Source organism: Nocardia sp. NBC_00881 (assembly GCF_045207455.1).
In the GTDB taxonomy this organism is placed as follows: Bacteria; Actinomycetota; Actinomycetes; order Mycobacteriales; family Mycobacteriaceae; genus Nocardia.
Window position 1 is genome coordinate 7,967,048 of the sequence record NZ_CP108798.1, and the last position, 18,467, is coordinate 7,985,514.

Below are 18,467 nucleotides of genomic sequence, written 5' to 3' on the forward strand. Positions count from 1 at the left end.
CGCGGTGTGCAGGGGTCTACCTCGGTACGGCGACGCCGCTTTCCGGAATCTTCGGCGATACAGCTATCGAATCTGCATGGGCAGAATTCCATCAGGCCTGGGTTCGCGAGACGGGTGGGACGAGCTCGGCAATAGCCGAACTGAGGAAGCTGCTGCCCGATGCCGCTGAGAAATATGAAGGAGCAGATCTGGATGGCGGCAGGGAGGTCAGCGGTGTGGATATCGATACGACCGGCTCGGGGATATTCCGGGCGAACCCGCCGCCCATTACGAGCCCATTGGAGTCGGATCCGCCCGAGGTGAATAAGCCTCCGATGGCCGAGCCCAAAGCCACAATGCAGAGGCTGTAGGCCGGGGTCGGGAGATGAGCACGGTGTCCGCCCCGCAGGCGGCATCGGACGTGATCGATAGCCTGATGTTCGAGAGCCACGCACAGATCCTGCAAAGCGTGGAAACCAGATCGCTCCCTAGTGCCTGGCGGGGAGCGGCTGCGGAGACCGCGACGGAAGCTGTTCGGGCTCTCGCATCCCAATCAGAGGCAGCCTGGGTCGCTATCGATGGCGGAGCTGACGCATTGAATGTTTTTGCCGAGCAGCTGGTACAGGCACAGAAAGTCGATGAACAGGGCGTCGAACTGCTACAGCAGGCCAAGGCTGCGGCGTTATTGCTGAGTGGTTCGTGGATCATGTGGTTCGAGATTCGCCATCGGGCGGCGGAAGGCTGCCATTACCGCCTCACCGCCGCCAAACTTCGGGATCAGGCTGCAACCGATGTGGTGAGCGCACTCGATCAGTTTGCCGCACAAGCCCGGGCGAGGCAGATCAATTCACCCGGCATCGATCCATTGTCGTCGGTAGTTCTGGCATATGCGGGAAACCGCGGCTCTGCGGCGAATCCGCTCTTGTGCATCCTCACGCCGACAGCGTTGGCACGGGCCTCGCAACTGCTGAACACTATGTCGGAGGCGGATCGCAAGAAATTTGAAGAAATGCTCGGCGCCGCCTACTCCCCGCACGAGGCTGCGTACATCTGGAAAGCGGTGGCTGGACGCTGTCGCGATGGTGCTTGCCGCACGCAGGCATGTCCGAGCTACTTCCGTCGCCGAGAAGTTCGGTCCTGAAGACGACGACGCGGTCTGATCAATTCCTATTCGCTGACCGAGTAGCAGCGCGCGGCCGAGCCACTGCTCACCACAGCGCACCGGGGGCACCCGAGCTGTAGAGCGGGCCGAGCGCGTCGCGGTCCACGTCCCCACCATGTATCAGAGGCCCTGATATTCGTGGGCTATGACGACACCACATGATTTCGAATTCGAAGCCGTCTACCAAGGCAAAGGCGGTCCGTTCGGGCCGGGCGTCAAGCCGCCGTGGAGCATCGGGGAACCCCAGCCGGAACTCGCCGCACTGATCGAACAGGGCAAATTCCATGGCGATGTCCTCGACGTCGGATGCGGAGAGGCGGCGATCTCGCTGTATCTGGCCGAGCGGGGCTACACCACCGTGGGACTGGATCTGTCGCCGACCGCGGTCGAGCTGGCCCGCGCCGAGGCCACCCGGCGTGGCCTGGCCAACGCCTCCTTCGAGGTCGCCGACATCGCCTCCTTCACCGGCTACGACGGCCGCTTCGGCACCATCGTCGACAGCACGCTGTTCCATTCGATCCCGGTCGAGTCGCGGGAGGGCTATCAGCAGTCGATCGTGCGTGCCGCCGCGCCGGGCGCGTCGTATTTCGCGCTGGTGTTCGACCGGGCCGCCCTGCCCGAAGTGCCCGAACCGGGGCCATCGCCGGTCACCGCCGACGAGCTTCGTGAGGCGGTGTCGAAGTACTGGGTGATCGATGAGATCAGGCCGGCGCGAATCCATGGCAACCTACCTGCAGGCAACCTCGAGTTGCCTGCGGACATGGGATTTCGGTTCGAGGGCCTACGCGACGAACCCAACGGCCGCAAGTCGGTTCCGGCTTGGCTGCTGTCGGCCCATCTGGGCTGATCCGCCAAGCAGCGAGATCGCAGGGTTGCATGCCCGGGCAGGAGGCATTGTCAGGTATCGAAGTGCCCGGGCTTCCCCTTGCCGTCTTTGCCTCTGAGCTTCACAGCTCAATCGAATCATCGCGGGAAAGCGAGCTGTCAGGCGCCGGGCTGCCGGTGGAATGGCAACTTTGTCGTGATCGATCTAGCTGTATCAGCCCAGCTTCGCCACGATGTCGGCTACCTGCTCGGGCATCGACAAGAACGGCGAATGGGAGGAGTCGAGCGCCACCACGGCGGTCGGGTTGTCCGGGAAGGCGGCGTCCGCGTCGCTGATGAACTTCTGCTGCAGGCCCGGTCGGATCGCCATGTCACGAGCGCAAGTGACATAGGTGCGTGGCACCGAGCCCCAGCCGTCGCGGGTCAGTGTGGTGGCACCGAGCGCGATGCCGGCTGGAGCGTCCGGCGTCAGCAGCCCGATGGCCGCGTCGGCGACGGCCGGATCGACATCGCTGAACAACGCATCCCGCAGTTGCTGACGGTAGTCGGGGTCATCGGAGGCGAGGTCGAAGCGCAGTGCGCCGATCGCGGCGGGGTCGGCCCGACAGGACGGTGTGACCAGTTCGCCCGCGTTCTCGGGCAGATGGACGTAGGCGATGGCCGGCACGTCCGAGGCAGGCATGAAGGCGGCCAGGTACACCGCGTGCGCCACCAACTCCGGCGCCAGTTGCGCCGCCCGCGTCAGCACAGCGCCGCCCATGCTGTGCGCCACCACGGTCACCGGGCCACCGCGGCCGACCTCCTCGATCTGCGAAACAAGCAGGTCACCTGCCTGCTCGAGATCCACCCCCGCCACCGGAGACACCTCTGTGGCCAGATTTTCAGCGTCGAATGGGCGTGTGGTGAGGCACTGTGGCCGAACAGCACGAAGGCCGTGGCCCGCCATGTCCACCGCGACGGACGCGCGGCCCATGCCCGCCACGCGGGCGACGACCTCACTCCAACACCAGGACCCATGCCAGTAGCCGTGCAGGAAAAGCAGTGGGGTCGAACCAGCGGACATGATCACTCCTTCGTGACGGCCGGCTTCGGCTGCCGGTTCCCGTCCCGGACAGGGCGGCCATGCCTCGGGTACCGGGTCACCGCTGCGCTCAACGCCCGCGCGACCGTGGATTTGGGGCCGACCCGCGCCGAAACCGAGGACCCTACGCCGCCGGTTTTGTACACCACCGTTGAGGAACGCAGCACTAGAATCGTGGAATCGCCTTCGATGGGGTCAGCTTGACGTTACCTGTCCAGTATTCGGAATGCGCCATGATCTGCAGTATTTCCGAAGCTTTGTGGAGGTCGCCCTCGTTGGCGGCGGCCAGGTATTTCTGGCTGAGATGCGGCATGATGAACCTGTTCATCAGCAGGCCACGTTCCTGGCTCCAGCCCTCGAACTGGGGCGGCAGCGGGTATTCCTTGTTCGACTGTATGAGATTCCCCTTATTATCTCGCCCAAGTATCTGGCTGCCACTGGCGAGGGCCTCGATGCCTCTGATCTTGTCCCTCGTGGGATTTTTGAAGTAATCGTCGATATATTTCTGTTCGTCCTTGGTGAGATCGGTCCACGGGACCTGGTCGATATAGCGCCGGTTTGCCAACCGGTGCGCAGTGTGCTCGAAGAGAGCCATGTTCGCCGGTGTTTGAGCCAATTTGAGGACCGACATCGAGGCCACGGCCTCGCCGATGTACGCGTCACCATCCCAGACGCTGGGACCGAATTGCTCGCGGTAGTTGTAGGCTCGCATGGCACCGACCATCATTTCTTTGTCCTTGAAGCCGGCGTCTGTCATGGAGGTGACGACGTCGCCCAGGGATCCGCCGCGGTTGATGACGCGGTCCACGGCCGCGGCGGCACCGCGATGGGTGTAGCCGTATTCCTTGGCGGCTGTTCTGGCGGCTTCGATATACCCTTCTCGGACCCGCGCCGAGTTGAGCGCCCAGCCCTTCCCGAGTATCTCTTCATTCGCTTTGAGATTCATCAGGTCGACGCGGTGCCTCAGTTTCGAGTCGAGGTCCCATGGTGAGCGCCTGCGGAAGAGTAACGCGGTGACCGGGTTGGCGCCGATGGTGTTGATGGCGGCGATTCCGGCCATGAGCCCGGCCCCGGGCAGGGAGTGGCCGGCCCCGACGTTGCCCATTCCCAGGGCGGTGCCACCGCCGCCGCCGGAGCCGCCGGCGCCCTGTATCGCGGAGGCGAATCGGTTGGCGACCCAATTGTTGCCCCGGCCGATGCTCGCGCTCAGGCGCCTCAGCTGCAGGATGGCGACGATCTCCACCATGGCGCCCAGGACCAGGACCACCCCGACCTGTCCTTCGGCTTGGCGGAACAGGTTGCCCAGGAACAGGACGTAGACACCGAGGAAGACGGTGTAGGCCGCCATTCTTCCCGCCGCGACGAAAGCATCGACGAGGTTGCGAACCAGGAACGTCTGGGTCGGTCCGTAGACGAATCCGCCTGCCGCGAACCCGAAGATGGCCATGAACGCGTGATAGATCGAGTCCAGCGCAGCCCACATGATCTTGTTGCCGAGGTACACCCCGAACACCAGCAGGATCGTCGCGCACACCAACAGCACCAAACCGGAGCCGACCTGCCCCAGACTGGGATCGCTTGCCATGGCATAGGCCGCGGTGTCCCCGCAGGTCCGCATGCCGGTCAAGACCCGGGAATCCTCGCCCGATTGCACGCCGGCCGACCACGCCGCGGCGCACCGCGGCGACTGGTCGACGACGTGACCGAAGTTCCACACCTGTATCGGGCGGCGTGCGAAGTTGTCGGCCAGATCCCCCTGCATCGTGACGACCAGCTGGTCGGGGTTCGGGCTCGTGCTGCCGTTGAGCCCGGCCGCTACCGCGATACCCAGATCGCGGCCTTGGGCGAGTAGGCCGTGTGAGGACAAGACATCGGCCAACGGCTCCGCCAGCACGATCGGGCCGAGCACCGCCACCCCGAGCATCGTCACGACCTGCATCGTGGCCTTGGCGACAAACCCGCGTACCACGAACCAGGCGACGAAGAACGCGCCGATCCCCGCGGCGACGGTCAACAGCAGGGGTGTGGCGATCTGGCCGGTCAGGTTGTCGGCGACCCCGGTCAATGCTCGACCGAACGGATCCAGCCATTGGAAGCTGATCGCGAAACCGATCAACCACACCGCGGAGGTCACGATGACCAGATAGCCGACGAACTCCAAGCCCAGGATCAACGACACGATCGTCTCCAACGGATTCAACACGCTGCCGTGGCTGGTCGCGAACACGTAATCGGTCAACCGGACTCCGAACGAGTCCCGGATATTCATCCAGCTGAGCATGCCGATACTCGACCGGCCCGCCGCCATACCGCTGTGCGTCTGCGCCACAGCCACCCCACCGACAACACCCGGGAAGACGAACAACGCCAGAGTGATCCCCAGCAACCACACCATCCTGCGCCGTCGGCCGGTAGCCTCGACCCAACACCGAAACCGCCGCACCACCACCCGCGGTCGCCACCGCACCGGATCCCAGAACTCGAATATCCCACTGGTCATTCGACTGTGAATCAATTCCGTTCGACTATCAACTCTTCGGCAACGCGCCGGAAAACGTCATCCACCGACTCATCGCTATCGGCCGCCGGGCCGGATTCCGCCGCGGTATCGGCAACCTCGCCACCGCCGGACTCCTGCTCGGCGGCGGCCGTGCTGTCGACGTCCTCCGCCTGCCCTTCGTCGCCCAGCAGGCTGAACACCGCATCGGGAGTATCGACGCATTCTGCTGCGTCATCTCGACCGGTCTCGTCCTGCCCATTCATCACGTTTTGCACCGCTCGGACATTGCGGTTCTCCTAATCTGCCCCAGCCGGTGGAAACTGATCGCGAAACCGATCAACCAGACCGCTGCGGTGACGACGGCCATTAAGCCGAATTCTCCCGCTAGACCGGCGTGTCGAAATCTCGTGCCCTCGCAGCGCGAGAGAAACGGCCTTGGTAGATCGATCTACCATCGGCGTGACTGACCTAACCATGGAGTGCGTGCGGATGTCAATAGGGCTGTGCCGCGGTGGTCATTGGTTCCTCCGTTCCGGCGGAGTCCGCCCGCCCAACGGCCTTCGCAACACCTACTCAATGCGAAGAAGGCCCCAGCAAAACCGCCACCACCGCTGTCGCTACGACAAGGGCTGTATTGAACTCGTTTCAGTCGAAATCGCGACTGCACCCCGCTCTCCGGCGAACCGAATTCCGCCCACCTGTGCCTACGTGATCGAACACCGCTTCAACGAATTCGAGTGGACCGGCGTCCAGGCCGGAGGCAACAATGGCGAGCTCGAATTCCCGCCGGGTATCGCGAACCATCCTGTCGCACTGTGGATTCAGTCATCACGCGTGGGCGTTCTCGCGGGGCTGAATACCGGCCCGGTACGGTCAGGAGCGGCTGAGTAGAGGTGGAGAAGCCGGTCTTTGAAACCGCGCGGACTGCGTTTCATCGCCGGAGTCGACCACGGCGAGTTCGACTTCCATCTCGACGCCGCGAACCAGCGATGTCGAGTTCGAGCGCGTCAATCCCGATCGGCAGGCAGCGACTCGATCAAGCGGTCGAGGGCCTCGCGGTCGGCTTTGTATCGCTCGGCCAGCCGGGCGCTCCTCGGCGGCATTGTTCTTGCGGGGCTGTACGAGTGCCGAGCGGACCTCGGCCAGCTGCTCGTCGCGGCGGGCCGCGGCATTCTGGGCGGTGTTGCGGGCGTTGCGGTACTTCCACACCGGGATGAGCGCGTCTAGCACGAACGGGACTGCTGCGAACCACTGGCGAAGACGACCATGACGAGGGCGAGGCCCGCGAAGACGGCGGTAGCGATGGTCTTCGAAGGGACGTCGGCGTCGTAGACCACCGCGATTCGGCGCTCGTCGTCGGCGAGCTGTTCGGCGTTGTGGCCCTCGCTCGTGATCTCGACGGTCGCGTTGCGGCGCTTGACGGTGGTGTGACGACCGGTTCGGGCGCGACGAACGCCGCGTCGAGACGCGAGCGCGGCAGCGGGGCGCTCAGTTGGAGTGCGAGGCGGCGCAGCGGGATCGGGGTGTCGGGGCGAACAGGTCGCCGCGGACCAGCGCCTCGACCGCACCGGCGGCCTCGCCCCAGCTCGGAACCGAACACCTCGATCGCCCGGTCCCAGATCTCGAGCTCCTCCTCGCCGACGGCGGTGGGGCGAAGAGGGCGGCGAGACGGCCGTTATCGGCCGGGTACGGTCAGCAGCGGCTGGAGCTGGTCCGACCCAGGTCGTCACTCCTGGGCACCGGCTGCGAGCGAACCGTATGGGGATCAGCGGCAAGCTTTTCGTGCTGCGAGGACAGCGACAGCTGGTAGCGCGTGGGCCGATCCACATCCGCGCCACACCGGATCTCCACGCGCGCCTGACAGCTCGACCAGATCGACACCTACCCGGCTATAGCTGCTATCTGCCCGGCTTACTGCGGCACGGGCACGATCGCGTGTCCGTGTCCGTGTCCGTGCGCGTGGCCTGGTGGTGGCGGAGTCAGTGCCGACGCACCTGAGCCGCCCTTATCGGGCGGGCCGCTCGTGCCGGGGGATTGCGGTGGCGAGGGTGGCCCATTCGATCCTGACGATCCTGGTCCGGCCTCTTCGTCGGGGTGGGTGGGTTCCTCGGGTACCGGTGTGTCGCAGGGCTTCCCGGGGACCGTGATCAGTTCTTCGTCACACGGTGGGATCGGCTCCGCCTGGGCGGCGACGGCTTGGGTGCCCGCCGCTATCACTGCGGCCACAAGGGCTGTTCCTATGCGGCGTTTCATGATCACAACCAGATCGGGTCGCCATAGACGGCGACGGAATTGTCGGCGGTGGGCGTGGACATCGACACGATCGCGTACGAGCGCAGGCTGACGGCCCCGAGGCAGGCATCCACTTTGATCTGCACCTGGTCCACGCTGATGGAGCCATGCGGTCCGGCCAACGTCTTCGTGCCGAAGGGAAGGGCGGTGATCGCTCCTGGTTTCGGATTGACTGAGATCGACGGCACCACCAAGGCGCTTCCGCCGACGTTCAATCCCGGTGTCGGCGCTACCGTGATACCGACATTCGGCCCGATCAGTCCCGACACGCCCACGGCGGCCCCGGTGGAGACATCTACCTGACAGCCGATTTGATAGCCGAGCGTCAGGCTGCCCGCGTCCACCGGCTGCTGGCCGGATCCGGAGATGTCGGCAGTCGCTGTGAGACTCACGAATCCCTCGCGGGTGAACGGCGTCGCCGCCAAGTTCGGAACGCGATCCAGACTCGCTGCGGTCGTGGTGATCCGCAGGTCCCAACCGTCCTCTGTGGTGACCGCCCGTGACTTGTCCGGCATCGGATCTGCCCGTGCTATCCCGGCAGCGCCTACTCCCAGAAACGCTGCTCCCACGAAACACAGTGGAGCTACGACCGAACGCCTCATATCCATGTCCTTTTCGGTGAACTGATATAGCCGAAGAACCTTATCGCACCCAACACGCACCTGTGAATCGTTGGCTTTTCGTGGCTTCGCGTGAATTCGTAGTCATTGCAGGAGTATTGCCGTCGGTGTGGCGCGGTGGTGTACCGCAGTTCTCGTCGGACGACGAAAGCGACAGCGGATGCTCCTGAACCGATTCGCATCCGTACCACACCGGATCTCCACAATCGGCGGATAGTCTCGGCCACATGCGTAAATGGATGGACCGGGCGTTGCTCGAAGCGGGGTGGTGCGCGGTGGCGGCGGGAGCCGTCGGGATCATGCTGCATTTCGGAGCGTGGCAGCGGCGATGGCTGGTGCTGGCCGCGTCCGGGGCTTCGTACTTCATGATTGGGGCGGTCGTCGGTCTGGTGCTGTTCCTGAGCGCGCGCAGGTGGCGCAGCGCTGCCGTCGCCGGGGTGCTTGCCGCGGCCACGCTGTGGACGCTGGCGCCCGTGTTCGTGCCCGACGGGCGGGCCGCGAGCGGGACACAGCTCATCGTCATGCAATCGAACCTGCTGTTCGGCGGCGCCGATCCGGCGGCCGTTGTCCGCGCGGTGCGAGAGAACCGGGTCGACGTGCTGACCGTCGATGAACTGACCGACCAGGCGGTCGAGCGATTGACGATTGCGGGAATCCTGGAGGATCTGCCGTACCACTACACTCAGCCGACACGCACGGGCGGCGGAGGAACGGGGATCTACAGCCGATACCCGTTGCGCGACAATACGAAATACGTTGGTTTCATCCTGAACAACGTGTCCGCGACGATGGATCACCCCGAACGCGGACCGATCACGGTCTTTGCCTTACATCCGGTCCCGCCGTTGGCATTCCAGGCGTGGACCGCCGAGATGCGCAGGGTCCGTGAAATCCTCGATGCCCGAACCGGTCCAGTGATCGTGGGCGCGGATTTCAACGCGACCCGCGACCACGCGGCCTACCGCGACCTGCTGCGCGGCCGCTTCGCCTCCGCCGCCGATCAAACCGGCGCGGGCCTTCTCCCCACCTTCCCGAACGACCGCGGCTGGGGCCCGGTGATCGGCATCGACCACATCCTCCTCGCCGAAGCCACCGCCGAAAAAATCCACACCGTGACTGTGCCCGGCTCGGATCACCGCGCCGTGCTGGCCCAAGTGCGCTTCCACTGACCCGGCCTGCCCCAGAACCTCGCGAGCTATCTTCGCGCACTGGATTGGTTCCTCGCGCACGCCACAGCCTGGGCAAGGAACCAGCGGGCCATACGAAGTCAGGACAGACTACGGCTGAGGAGGCGCTCGAAACCGGCGTGCTGGACGGGAAAGTCGAGTTCCGGACTACACCGGAAGTGACCGAAGGGAACTCAGGGTGCTTGCCAGAGCGCGGGCGGCCTCGGCTCCCTTGGTCACGAAGTGCTCGGTGAAGTAGGTGACGTGCTCGCTGTGCTCATGGAAGTGATGCGGTGTGAGCACGACCGAGAACACCGGTACGTCGGTATCCAGCTGTACCCGCATCAGCCCGTCGATCACCGCCGAGGCGACGAAGTCGTGCCGGTAGATTCCGCCGTCGACCACCAGCGCGGACGCGACGATCGCCGCGTACCGCCCCGAGTACGCGAGACGTTTTGCGTGCAGCGGTATCTCGAACGCTCCCGGCACCTCGAACTTGTCGATGGTGGCCGGGTCGAAGCCGAGGTCGGCGTATTCGGCGCAGAAGCCCTCGTAGGCCTTGCCGACGATCGAACTGTGCCAGCTGGCACGGATGAACGCGATGGATCTGGTAGTTCCCATGCGGGGATACTACTGGCTGGTAAGGTGCGCCTCCAGCCAGCCGACCACGTCGCCGAGAACCTTGTTTTGCTCGGGCTCGTTGAATACCTCGTGATAGAGGCCCTCGTAGCGGATCACGGTCAAATCCTTCGAGCCCGCGCTCCGCTCGATGAGGTCGGAGCTGGAAGGCGCGGCGATCGAGTCGGCGGTGCCGTGCAGCACCAGCAGCGGTATCGAGAGCTTCGCCAGCCGCCTTTTGACCGTCGCGCCGGCCTGCAGCATCTCGGCGCCGGTGCGGGCGGGCAGCTTGCCCCGGTAGACCAGCGGATCGTTGTCGTAGGCCGCGACCACCGCAGGATCACGACTGATCTGCGACGAATCCAATTTCAACACACCGAGACTCGGCGCCAGCCTGCTCAGCACGGGCGCGAGCAACCGCTGCGCCGGATTGCCGACCGGGATGTCCAGCGGTGGGGCCGACACCACGATGCCCGCGACGTCGATCGGCGCGCGGGTGGCCAAGTAGAGCACGATGAGGCTGCCCATCGAGTGCCCGAGGAGGAAGTGCGATACGCCCGGGTGCTCGCGGCGCGCGATGTCGAGCATGGCGGCGACATTGTCGGCGGCACCTTCCATCGAGCCGATGTTGGCCTTGCCGCCCGCCGACTTGCCGTGGCCGATGTGGTCGAGCGCGTAGACCGCGAATCCCTCGGCCGCCAGACGCTGCCCGACATGGATGTAGCGGCCGGAGTGTTCGGCCACGCCGTGCACGAGGACGATCGCGCCACGCGCCGTGCCGTCGGGCAGCCACGCCCGCCAGGCCACTCCGCTGCCGGTGCCGTCGAACTCGCCGGACTCGGTGCGGATCGCGGTCGGCGTGGCGTCGTCCGCCGTGGGCTGGGTGGTCATGCATCGGCTCCTGACGTCGATGGCGCACTGGTCGTGGCTGCTGCCAGCCGCTCGATCAGCCGCCGGTTGAACTCGATGAGTCGAGCGTAGTTGACCCGGGAGAGGCGCTCGTCGGTTCCATGAATCGAGGCCAGGTCGCGTTCGTCCAGCACGATCGGGGCGAAATTACACCGGGTGCCCGCCAGATCGTCGTAGTACCTGGAGTCGGTGGCGCCGGGGACGAGACCGGTGGTCACCGCGATACCGGGCACGATGTCGCGAGCGAGCTCGGCGATCAGGTCGAAGGCGGGGCCGGGACCGGTGGTACGGGACGGTTCCGCGGACATGCCGACCAACTCGAGGCGAACACCCTTGTCGCGCACCACTTTCCGGCAGTGGTCGAGCACCGAGGCGACCGAGTCGCCAGGCAGGATGCGGAAGTTCACCAGCGCCTCGGCATGCTGCGGCAGCACATTGGACTTCACCCCGCCGCGGATCACGGTGGGTGCGGCGGTGGTGCGCACCAGCGCCTCGGTGTGCGGACGGGCCGCCATCACCCGCGTGATCACCGGCGCCGCGACGCCGCCGAGGCCGAGCAGGCGCCGCCGCGGCTCGGGCATGGCGTGGCGCAGCCGGGCCAGCATGTCCGCGATCACCGGGGTCAGGCGCAGCGGCATCGGATGGTCCTGGATTCGCCCCACCGCGCGGGCGAGCCGTCCGACCGCGGTCTGCTTGCCCGGCATGGACGAGTGACCGCCCACCTCGGTGACCGACAGCCGAACCGTCGCGCAGCCCTTCTCGCCGAGCATGATCGTGGCCACCGGCTGCCGTACGCCGTCGGCGATACCCTCGGTGATCACGCCGCCTTCGTCGAGCAACAGGTCCGCGTGTACGTCCCCCTGCCGGAGATGGTCGGCCATGCGCTCGGCGCCCTGCCCGCCGAAGACCTCCTCGTCGTGCCCGAACGCCAGATACACGGTGTGCCGGGGCTGGATACCCCCGGCGAGCGCCGACTCGACCGCCTCCAGGATGGCGACGACGCGGCTCTTGTCGTCGATGGCGCCCCGGCCCCAAATGAATTCGTCGTCCACCACCCCGGCAAACGGCGGATACGTCCAGCGCTGCGGATCGTCCACGGGCACCACGTCCTGGTGCGCGAGCAGGATGGCGGCCACCCGGCCGGGTTCGCTACCCGGCCATCGGTAGAGCCTGCTGTGCCCGAATCGTCGCAGTTCGAGCTCGGCGTGTACCAGCGGGAAGGACTGCTCGAGGTGGGCGTCGAGGAGCTCGAACGCGGTGGTGGTCGCGTCCTCCGGCTCCTCGGCGGACACGGTCGCGCAGCGCAGCGCCGCGGCGAGGCGTTCGGCGGTCAGGTCATCTACCGGCTCCGTCATCGGTCACCGTCGCGGTTCGGCGAATTCATGGACACCGTTGCATTGTTCAGCACGCCGGGATCGAGCGTGATGGTCATCTCGTTTTGCCACGTCACGATTCCCTTGGCGAGGTCGCCGGGCAGGCCGGGGTTGCACGTTCCATCAGCATGGGCAGCTGGACGCTCCCCGGGGCGACGGCGATCCGCTGCGCGTCGGCGGGCGGCCAGGCGGTCTCCGCGCGCCAGGATCTCGTCGGCGGTCACGATGGGCAAGGCGCGATCCATCGGATTCTGGACCACCACCCTTGCGACGGTATTCATTGCGGCATCGGGCGGCGTCGCCGATTTGATACACACGTCAGCCACTGACGCGGCATGACCAGGCGGGGCTATCCGGCTTATGTGATGACGATTCTCGGAATTCTGGAAGGTACTCGGCGCCAGGGCGATTCTGTCGTCCGATTTCGTTCGTGAAGGAATAGAACTATGCCCGAACGGTTTTCGACTCACCGGTGGTCTCATTTCCTATACCGCCTACGGGTCGGTGTGAATCCTGCTTTCTCCACAGGCTGTTTCGCGGTCTGCGCCGCCACGTCGTGGGCGCTGCGTCCGGCGAGTCGCACGCTCGGCGCCCCGGGGTTCCGTGGTACGGGGTTGTCTCGCGGCGTGCGGAGATGCCGCAGGTCCCGGCGGTGGTGTGCGGGGACTGAGATACGGATGGCACGTTGGCGTCGCTGAGACGTATCGAGTTATTCCGTACTGCTATGTCTCAATGAACTCTGTCGTAGTTCAACATAATCCGCCTGGTGCCTGCGGCTGGTCGGCGTATGATCGACCCAGTTCGAGTGTCCGGGGGAGGAATGAGCGTGCCGGTGACCGCGGATTGGGAACGGTTCGCGCAGGCGCTGACGCAATGTCTCTCGGAGCTCCCCTCGCGTGCGACGCTGATCATCGCGGCGCCGGGTAATCGCTACGTCCAGTTCGTCCAATACGACATCAAATTATCCGCTGAGCTGGCCGGTAACAATTATTTGACGCAGCCGATCCCGGACGTCGCCGCGCAGGAGTTGCGCGAACTCGGCTGGCACGAGCCCGTGCTGCGGCGCGACACGGACAACTGGACCAGAACGTTGTTCTGGCCGATCTCCCCGGGCAGCCTGCTCGCGTTCGCCCGCTCGGTCGCCGTCGGCCTGCGCGACGCCCTCGGCGTCACCACTCCGGTGGAGCTGCGCGCCATGGGCTGGACCGAGGCATCCGGTGATCTGGATCTCAGCGTGCTCGGCCCGATCGGCCACCGCGGTGGGAATTGATCGCGCCCTGTCCCGTGGTAAAGCCGGGACTACCTGGGCACTATCCTGAGAGACATGGCAGCAGGCAAGCCCACCAAGGAAGCGAAGGCCGCGGCGAAAGCGGCTCGCAAGCAGCAGTCGAAAGAGCGTCGCACGCAACTCTGGCAGGCGTTCCAGATGCAGCGCAAGGAAGACAAGCTGCTGCTGCCGCTGATGATCGGCGCCGTGATCGGCAGCACCGCCGTCTTCGTCGTCATCGGCCTGATCTTCGGGCTGACCTGGTTCCTCGTTCCGCTCGGCGTGGTGCTCGGCGCGTTGCTCGCATTCATCATCTTCGGCCGTAGGGTGCAGAAGAGCGTCTACGGCAAGGCCGAGGGCCAGGCGGGCGCCGCGGCCTGGGTGTTGGACAACTTGCAGGGCAAGTGGCGGGTGAACAACGGCATCGCGGCGACCACGCAGCTGGACGCGGTGCACCGGGTGATCGGCCTGCCCGGCGTGGTGTTGGTCGCCGAGGGCTCCCCGCAGCGGGTGAAATCGCTTTTGGCCCAGGAAAAGAAGCGTACGGCCCGGCTGATCGGCGACACACCGATCTATGACGTGGTCATCGGCAACGACGAGGGCCAGGTTCCGCTGAAGGAACTGCAGCGTTACCTGACCAAGCTGCCCCGCAACATCGACACCAAGCGCATCGACCTCATCGAGGGCCGTCTATCCGCGCTGAGCTCGCGCAGCGGGCCCGCGCTGCCGAAGGGCCCGATGCCTGGGGGCGCCAAGATGCGCGGCGTCCAGCGAACCATCCGCAGGCGCTGACCCCGACTCCCAGGGAGCCCCGTGTCCCTGCGACACGGACTCTTTGCTTCATGCTCTCTACCCAAAGGTGTGCGCCCGCGGCCTCAATCGCGGCCGAGCAGCCAGACGACACGGTCGTAGGCGAGCGCGTGATACACGATCACCAGCACCGCGAACGCCACACCCCAGCTCGGCAGACCAGCCGACTGCAGTGCGAGCGCCCCGCCGCCGAGCACCGTCAGCTCGATCACCAGGCGCGTCGAGCCGGACACGGCCACCTTCGGCTGGCCGTCACGGCTCGGATCGCCGGGCACTGCGAATATCCCCCACACGACTGCCGCGACGACTGGTAGCGCCACCACCAGCAGAAACTTCCACGGCCCATCGAACGCGCGCCAGCCGAAGACGCCGAAAGAAGCCACAGCAACGAGCTCGAGCAGGAAGCGGGCAGCGAGCATCACCGGATTCAAGGACACCGGCGCAGCCTATCGGCGTTACCCGGCGGCGGGCAGATCCGATGCTGGGCGGCTCAGCGCGAGTGCACCAGCGCTGTGCCGGTGGCGCGATCGTGCATCCCACGCCCGTCGGCGTCGGTGAACAACGCGGGCACCACGAAAATCAGCAGCAGCTGCCTGGCCAGCGCGCGCACGAAGCCGACTCGCGCCGGCGCGTCGATGCGGACCGTCCGCAGCCGCAGGAAGTACTGCCCTGGCGTGAATCCGAACAGCGTGACCGCGCCGACGCCGATCACAAACCAGATCAGCAGCGTCAGGCTCGACGCCGAGCCGCCGCGCACGACCAGCGCCGCGATGCCGAGCGCGATCAACCAGTCCACGAACAGGGCGGCGATACGGCGGCCCATGCCCGCCAGCGAGCCCGCTCCGGTCTTCGGCAGGCCGAGATGTTCACCGGGGAACTCGGGGGTTGCCGGATCTCCGGAGTCAGCCGAAGGTCCGGAGAGCCAGGATCCGGTGATGCGTGCCATGCACTCCAGAATAGGCGGGCCCGACCGGCCGCCCGGCACCGCATAAATGGAGTTCAGGTCGCCGCGTACCTCGGCCGATGGCAGGACTACCATGCAGTTCGAGCCAGGGTGGCCATCGCCACTCGGCCAGGCGCACGCGTAACACTGGCGAAACACAGCCTTGACTGCAGGGAAACACGGCATCCATAGCGTCTGGTCGCGACGAACCCATGCAATCGACACTGGCTGGGAACCGATCCGTAAGGAGAACAAGTGACGTTCAGCACGGCCGACGAGGTCATCAAATACATCGCGGACGAGGAAATCGAGTACGTCGACATCCGGTTCAGCGACCTTCCCGGTGTGCAGCAGCACTTCTCGATCCCGGGGAAGGCCTTTACCACCGACCTCGCTGAGGAAGGGCTGGCGTTCGACGGCTCCTCTGTCCGTGGGTTCCAGTCGATCGACGAGTCGGACATGCTGCTGCTGCCCGACTTCAGTACCGCGCGTGTCGACCCGTTCCGTGCCGCCAAGACGCTGAACCTCAACTTCTTCGTGCACGACCCGTTCACGCGGGAGGCCTACAGCCGCGACCCGCGCAATATCGCGCGCAAGGCGGAGGAGTACCTGCGTTCGACCGGCATCGCCGACACCGCGTACTTCGGTCCCGAGGCGGAGTTCTACATCTTCGACTCGATCCGCTACGACTCGGCCATGAACGGCGCCTTCTACGAGATCGAATCGATCTCCGGCTCCTGGAACACCGGCGCGAAGTTCAACCCGGACGGCACCCCGAACCGCGGCTACAAGGTCCGCAACAAGGGCGGTTACTTCCCGGTCGCCCCGTACGACCACTACGTCGACCTGCGCGACAAGATTTCGACCAACCTGCAGAACTCCGGCTTCGAGCTGGAGCGCGGCCACCACGAGGTCGGCACCGCCGGTCAAGCCGAGATCAACTACCGGTTCAATACCCTGTTGCACGCGGCCGACGACCTGCAGCTGTTCAAGTACATCGTCAAGAACACCGCGTGGGCCGAGGGCAAGACCGTCACCTTCATGCCGAAGCCGCTCTTCGGGGACAACGGCTCAGGTATGCACGTGCACCAGTCGCTGTGGAAGGACGGCAAGCCGCTGTTCCACGACGAGTCCGGCTACGGCGGGCTGTCGGATATCGCACGTCACTACATCGGTGGCATCCTGCACCATGCGCCGTCGCTGCTGGCCTTCACGAACCCGACCGTGAACTCCTACCACCGCTTGGTCCCGGGCTATGAGGCCCCGATCAACCTGGTGTATTCACAGCGCAACCGCTCGGCCGCCGTCCGCATCCCGGTCACCGGGAACAACCCGAAGGCCAAGCGCATCGAGTTCCGCGCGCCGGACTCCTCGGGCAACCCGTACCTGGCCTTCACCGCCATGCTGATGGCCGGTTTGGACGGCATCAAGAAGAAGATCGAGCCGATGGCCCCGGTCGACAAGGACCTTTACGAGCTCCCGCCGGAGGAGGCCAAGAACATCCCGCAGGCTCCCACCAGCCTGGCCTCGGTCATCGACCGCCTCGAGCAGGACCACGACTACCTCACCGAGGGCAACGTCTTCACCGAGGACTTGATCGAAACCTGGATCACCCTCAAGCGCGAAGGCGAAATCGCGCCGGTGAACCTGCGTCCGCACCCGTACGAGTTCGAGCTGTACTTCGACGTGTAAGTCGTAGGACCGCAACTGGATACGGTGCACGGTCCATTCCGCGGTGGGTGAATTACAGGGGCGTCGCAACACGGCTGCTAGTTGCTAGTGGTCACTAGGTCGGCGAAGCGCTCGGCTGGGGTTTCCCCAGCCGAGCGTTTCGCATGGGGTGTTGGTTCGGCGGCGATCGTGTCGAGATGGTCGCGGATGTGGGTTTTCCTGACCGCAGGGTCGGGCGCGTTCGCTCGGCATCGCAGTCAGGTGCCGTGCCGGTCAGTTGTAGTGCACGCCAGTTAGTCGCTCGGACGCAATCCAGAGTTCGGCTTGCCGTTCGGGGTCGCGTGCACGGCTGCTGGATTGCACTGTGGCGGGGTAACCCTGGATTTCGAAAATGCCTGCCGGACCGTAGTATTCGCTGCCCATTGCGGTGGGGTCGGTGGCAGCGCGCAAGGTGGGGAGCGCGCCCATAGCGGGTGTGCGCCCGAATAGACGGGCCACCACCGAGTTCGGCAGACGGAACAGTGCGGGGGAGTAGCGAAAGACTTCGGTACTCGCGCCACCAGGATGGGCCGCAAGGGCGATCGCGGCGGTCCCGGACAAGCGGCGATCGAGTTCGTAAGTGAACAGTAGATTCGCGAGTTTCGACTTGCCGTAGGCGTTTCCGCGAGCCGCAGTCGGATCACCGGCATCGATCCGTCCGAACCGATGGCCGATGCTGCTGACCGTGACGACGCGGGCGCCCGGAACATCGGCGAGCCGGTCGAGCAAAAGTCCGGTGAAGGCGAAATGACCGAGATGGTTTATGCCGAACTGGATCTCGAAGCCGTCTTCGGTGTGGCCGGACAGGCCGGTTACGCCCGCGTTGTTGATCAGAAGGTCGATCCGGTCGTACCGGCCACGAATCTCGTCGGCCGACTTGCGGACCGAGGCCAGCGAGTTCAGATCGAGCTGCACCGTTTCGGCAACGCCTGCTCCGGCCGATTCGGCGATCCGCTTCGCCGCCGCCTGGGCTCTATCGAGGTTCCGGCAGGCCAATAACACCGTCGCGCCCCGCGCGGCTAACGCGCGCGCAGTCTCGAACCCGATACCGGTGTTGGCCCCGGTAATCACCGCGACCCGGCCGCTCTGATCGGGGATATCGTTCTCGGTCCACTTGCTCACGTTTCACTCCTAACATGAACGACACGTTCATCATTAAAGTGAACCAGTAGTCCATGTTCTGTGCAAGTTTTTCCGAGCGATAGGCTGACC

Annotated in this window: 18 protein-coding genes; 6 read left to right on the plus strand and 12 right to left on the minus strand. The window is 65.4% G+C overall.

The window, feature by feature from the left end; all coding sequences use genetic code 11:
• The first annotated feature begins 364 nt into the window (after positions 1-364).
• Together OH799_RS33830 and OH799_RS33835 are read left to right on the plus strand one after the other, a co-directional pair.
• The gene (locus OH799_RS33830) at positions 365-1,120 is read left to right on the plus strand and encodes a hypothetical protein (protein WP_406272878.1); all 756 of its coding nucleotides are present in this window, start codon (positions 365-367) and stop codon (positions 1,118-1,120) included.
• Between the two features lie 166 nt (positions 1,121-1,286).
• Positions 1,287-1,988, plus strand: coding sequence for a class I SAM-dependent methyltransferase (locus OH799_RS33835; protein WP_406272881.1), 702 nt, complete (start codon positions 1,287-1,289; stop codon positions 1,986-1,988).
• 192 nt (positions 1,989-2,180) lie between these two features.
• Here the strand turns inward: OH799_RS33835 and OH799_RS33840 are convergent, their stop codons facing one another.
• The 5 genes from OH799_RS33840 to OH799_RS33860 all read right to left on the minus strand — a co-directional run bounded on the left by OH799_RS33840 (position 2,181) and on the right by OH799_RS33860 (position 8,408).
• Positions 2,181-3,029: an alpha/beta fold hydrolase gene (locus OH799_RS33840; protein ID WP_406272884.1), complete on the minus strand. Its 849-nt coding sequence runs from the start codon at positions 3,027-3,029 to the stop codon at positions 2,181-2,183.
• Between the two features lie 184 nt (positions 3,030-3,213).
• Entirely contained in the window at positions 3,214-5,547 is a 2,334-nt protein-coding gene (locus OH799_RS33845; protein WP_406272887.1) for a hypothetical protein, read from the minus strand.
• 11 nt (positions 5,548-5,558) lie between these two features.
• Positions 5,559-5,813 (minus strand): hypothetical protein, encoded by a 255-nt coding sequence (locus OH799_RS33850; RefSeq protein WP_406272890.1) that lies wholly within the window; start codon positions 5,811-5,813, stop codon positions 5,559-5,561.
• Positions 5,814-6,770: 957 nt separating this feature from the next.
• Positions 6,771-7,115 carry a hypothetical protein gene (locus OH799_RS33855; protein ID WP_406272893.1) on the minus strand — a complete coding sequence of 115 codons (345 nt, stop codon included), beginning with the start codon at positions 7,113-7,115 and terminating at the stop codon, positions 6,771-6,773.
• A gap of 687 nt (positions 7,116-7,802) precedes the next feature.
• The gene (locus OH799_RS33860; RefSeq protein ID WP_406272896.1) at positions 7,803-8,408 is read right to left on the minus strand and encodes an MspA family porin; all 606 of its coding nucleotides are present in this window, start codon (positions 8,406-8,408) and stop codon (positions 7,803-7,805) included.
• Between the two features lie 278 nt (positions 8,409-8,686).
• On the opposite strand from OH799_RS33860, the gene OH799_RS33865 reads away from it, so the two are divergent.
• Complete coding sequence (locus OH799_RS33865) at positions 8,687-9,628, plus strand: endonuclease/exonuclease/phosphatase family protein (protein ID WP_406272899.1); 942 nt, start codon at positions 8,687-8,689, stop codon at positions 9,626-9,628.
• A 165-nt stretch (positions 9,629-9,793) separates the two neighbouring features.
• Here the strand turns inward: OH799_RS33865 and OH799_RS33870 are convergent, their stop codons facing one another.
• From OH799_RS33870 to OH799_RS33885, 4 genes are read right to left on the minus strand one after another with little or no spacing between them, the layout of a single operon-like run.
• Positions 9,794-10,246 carry a 6,7-dimethyl-8-ribityllumazine synthase gene (locus tag OH799_RS33870; protein ID WP_357273133.1) on the minus strand — a complete coding sequence of 151 codons (453 nt, stop codon included), beginning with the start codon at positions 10,244-10,246 and terminating at the stop codon, positions 9,794-9,796.
• A 9-nt stretch (positions 10,247-10,255) separates the two neighbouring features.
• Entirely contained in the window at positions 10,256-11,134 is an 879-nt protein-coding gene (locus tag OH799_RS33875) for an alpha/beta hydrolase (RefSeq protein ID WP_406272903.1), read from the minus strand.
• Complete coding sequence (locus OH799_RS33880; protein WP_406272906.1) at positions 11,131-12,507, minus strand: M20/M25/M40 family metallo-hydrolase; 1,377 nt, start codon at positions 12,505-12,507, stop codon at positions 11,131-11,133. Before OH799_RS33880 ends, OH799_RS33875 begins: the two co-directional genes overlap by 4 nt.
• Entirely contained in the window at positions 12,504-12,995 is a 492-nt protein-coding gene (locus OH799_RS33885; protein ID WP_406272909.1) for a hypothetical protein, read from the minus strand. The genes OH799_RS33880 and OH799_RS33885 overlap by 4 nt, the downstream gene beginning before the upstream one ends.
• A 356-nt stretch (positions 12,996-13,351) precedes the next feature.
• Here OH799_RS33885 and OH799_RS33890 point away from each other — a divergent pair, with 356 nt between their 5' ends.
• Positions 13,352-13,795, plus strand: coding sequence for a TY-Chap domain-containing protein (locus OH799_RS33890; RefSeq protein ID WP_406272912.1), 444 nt, complete (start codon positions 13,352-13,354; stop codon positions 13,793-13,795).
• Between the two features lie 54 nt (positions 13,796-13,849).
• Positions 13,850-14,584 carry a DUF4191 domain-containing protein gene (locus OH799_RS33895; RefSeq protein ID WP_406272915.1) on the plus strand — a complete coding sequence of 245 codons (735 nt, stop codon included), beginning with the start codon at positions 13,850-13,852 and terminating at the stop codon, positions 14,582-14,584.
• A gap of 83 nt (positions 14,585-14,667) precedes the next feature.
• On the opposite strand, the gene OH799_RS33900 is transcribed toward OH799_RS33895, so the two are convergent.
• Positions 14,668-15,039, minus strand: coding sequence for a YrdB family protein (locus tag OH799_RS33900; RefSeq protein WP_406272918.1), 372 nt, complete (start codon positions 15,037-15,039; stop codon positions 14,668-14,670).
• Between the two features lie 53 nt (positions 15,040-15,092).
• Positions 15,093-15,548 (minus strand): RDD family protein, encoded by a 456-nt coding sequence (locus OH799_RS33905; RefSeq protein ID WP_406272921.1) that lies wholly within the window; start codon positions 15,546-15,548, stop codon positions 15,093-15,095.
• A gap of 252 nt (positions 15,549-15,800) precedes the next feature.
• Between OH799_RS33905 and glnA the strand changes: the two genes are divergently transcribed.
• A complete protein-coding gene (gene glnA / locus OH799_RS33910; RefSeq protein ID WP_406272924.1) occupies positions 15,801-17,237 on the plus strand; it encodes a type I glutamate--ammonia ligase in 1,437 nt (478 codons plus the stop codon).
• Positions 17,238-17,489: 252 nt separating this feature from the next.
• Here glnA and OH799_RS33915 read toward each other — a convergent pair whose 3' ends face one another.
• Complete coding sequence (locus OH799_RS33915; RefSeq protein WP_406272927.1) at positions 17,490-18,377, minus strand: oxidoreductase; 888 nt, start codon at positions 18,375-18,377, stop codon at positions 17,490-17,492.
• Positions 18,378-18,467 lie beyond the last annotated feature (90 nt).

Excerpts from the sequence above, each read along its gene's own strand:
- OH799_RS33830 (WP_406272878.1), top strand. The coding sequence starts at position 365 with ATGAGCACGGTGTCCGCCCCGCAGGCGGCATCGGACGTGATCGATAGC.
- OH799_RS33835 (WP_406272881.1), top strand. The coding sequence starts at position 1,287 with ATGACGACACCACATGATTTCGAATTCGAAGCCGTCTACCAAGGCAAA.
- OH799_RS33840 (WP_406272884.1), bottom strand. The coding sequence starts at position 3,029 with ATGTCCGCTGGTTCGACCCCACTGCTTTTCCTGCACGGCTACTGGCAT.
- OH799_RS33845 (WP_406272887.1), bottom strand. The coding sequence starts at position 5,547 with ATGACCAGTGGGATATTCGAGTTCTGGGATCCGGTGCGGTGGCGACCG.
- OH799_RS33865 (WP_406272899.1), top strand. The coding sequence starts at position 8,687 with ATGCGTAAATGGATGGACCGGGCGTTGCTCGAAGCGGGGTGGTGCGCG.
- OH799_RS33870 (WP_357273133.1), bottom strand. The coding sequence starts at position 10,246 with ATGGGAACTACCAGATCCATCGCGTTCATCCGTGCCAGCTGGCACAGT.
- OH799_RS33875 (WP_406272903.1), bottom strand. The coding sequence starts at position 11,134 with ATGACCACCCAGCCCACGGCGGACGACGCCACGCCGACCGCGATCCGC.
- OH799_RS33880 (WP_406272906.1), bottom strand. The coding sequence starts at position 12,507 with ATGACGGAGCCGGTAGATGACCTGACCGCCGAACGCCTCGCCGCGGCG.
- OH799_RS33895 (WP_406272915.1), top strand. The coding sequence starts at position 13,850 with ATGGCAGCAGGCAAGCCCACCAAGGAAGCGAAGGCCGCGGCGAAAGCG.
- OH799_RS33905 (WP_406272921.1), bottom strand. The coding sequence starts at position 15,548 with ATGGCACGCATCACCGGATCCTGGCTCTCCGGACCTTCGGCTGACTCC.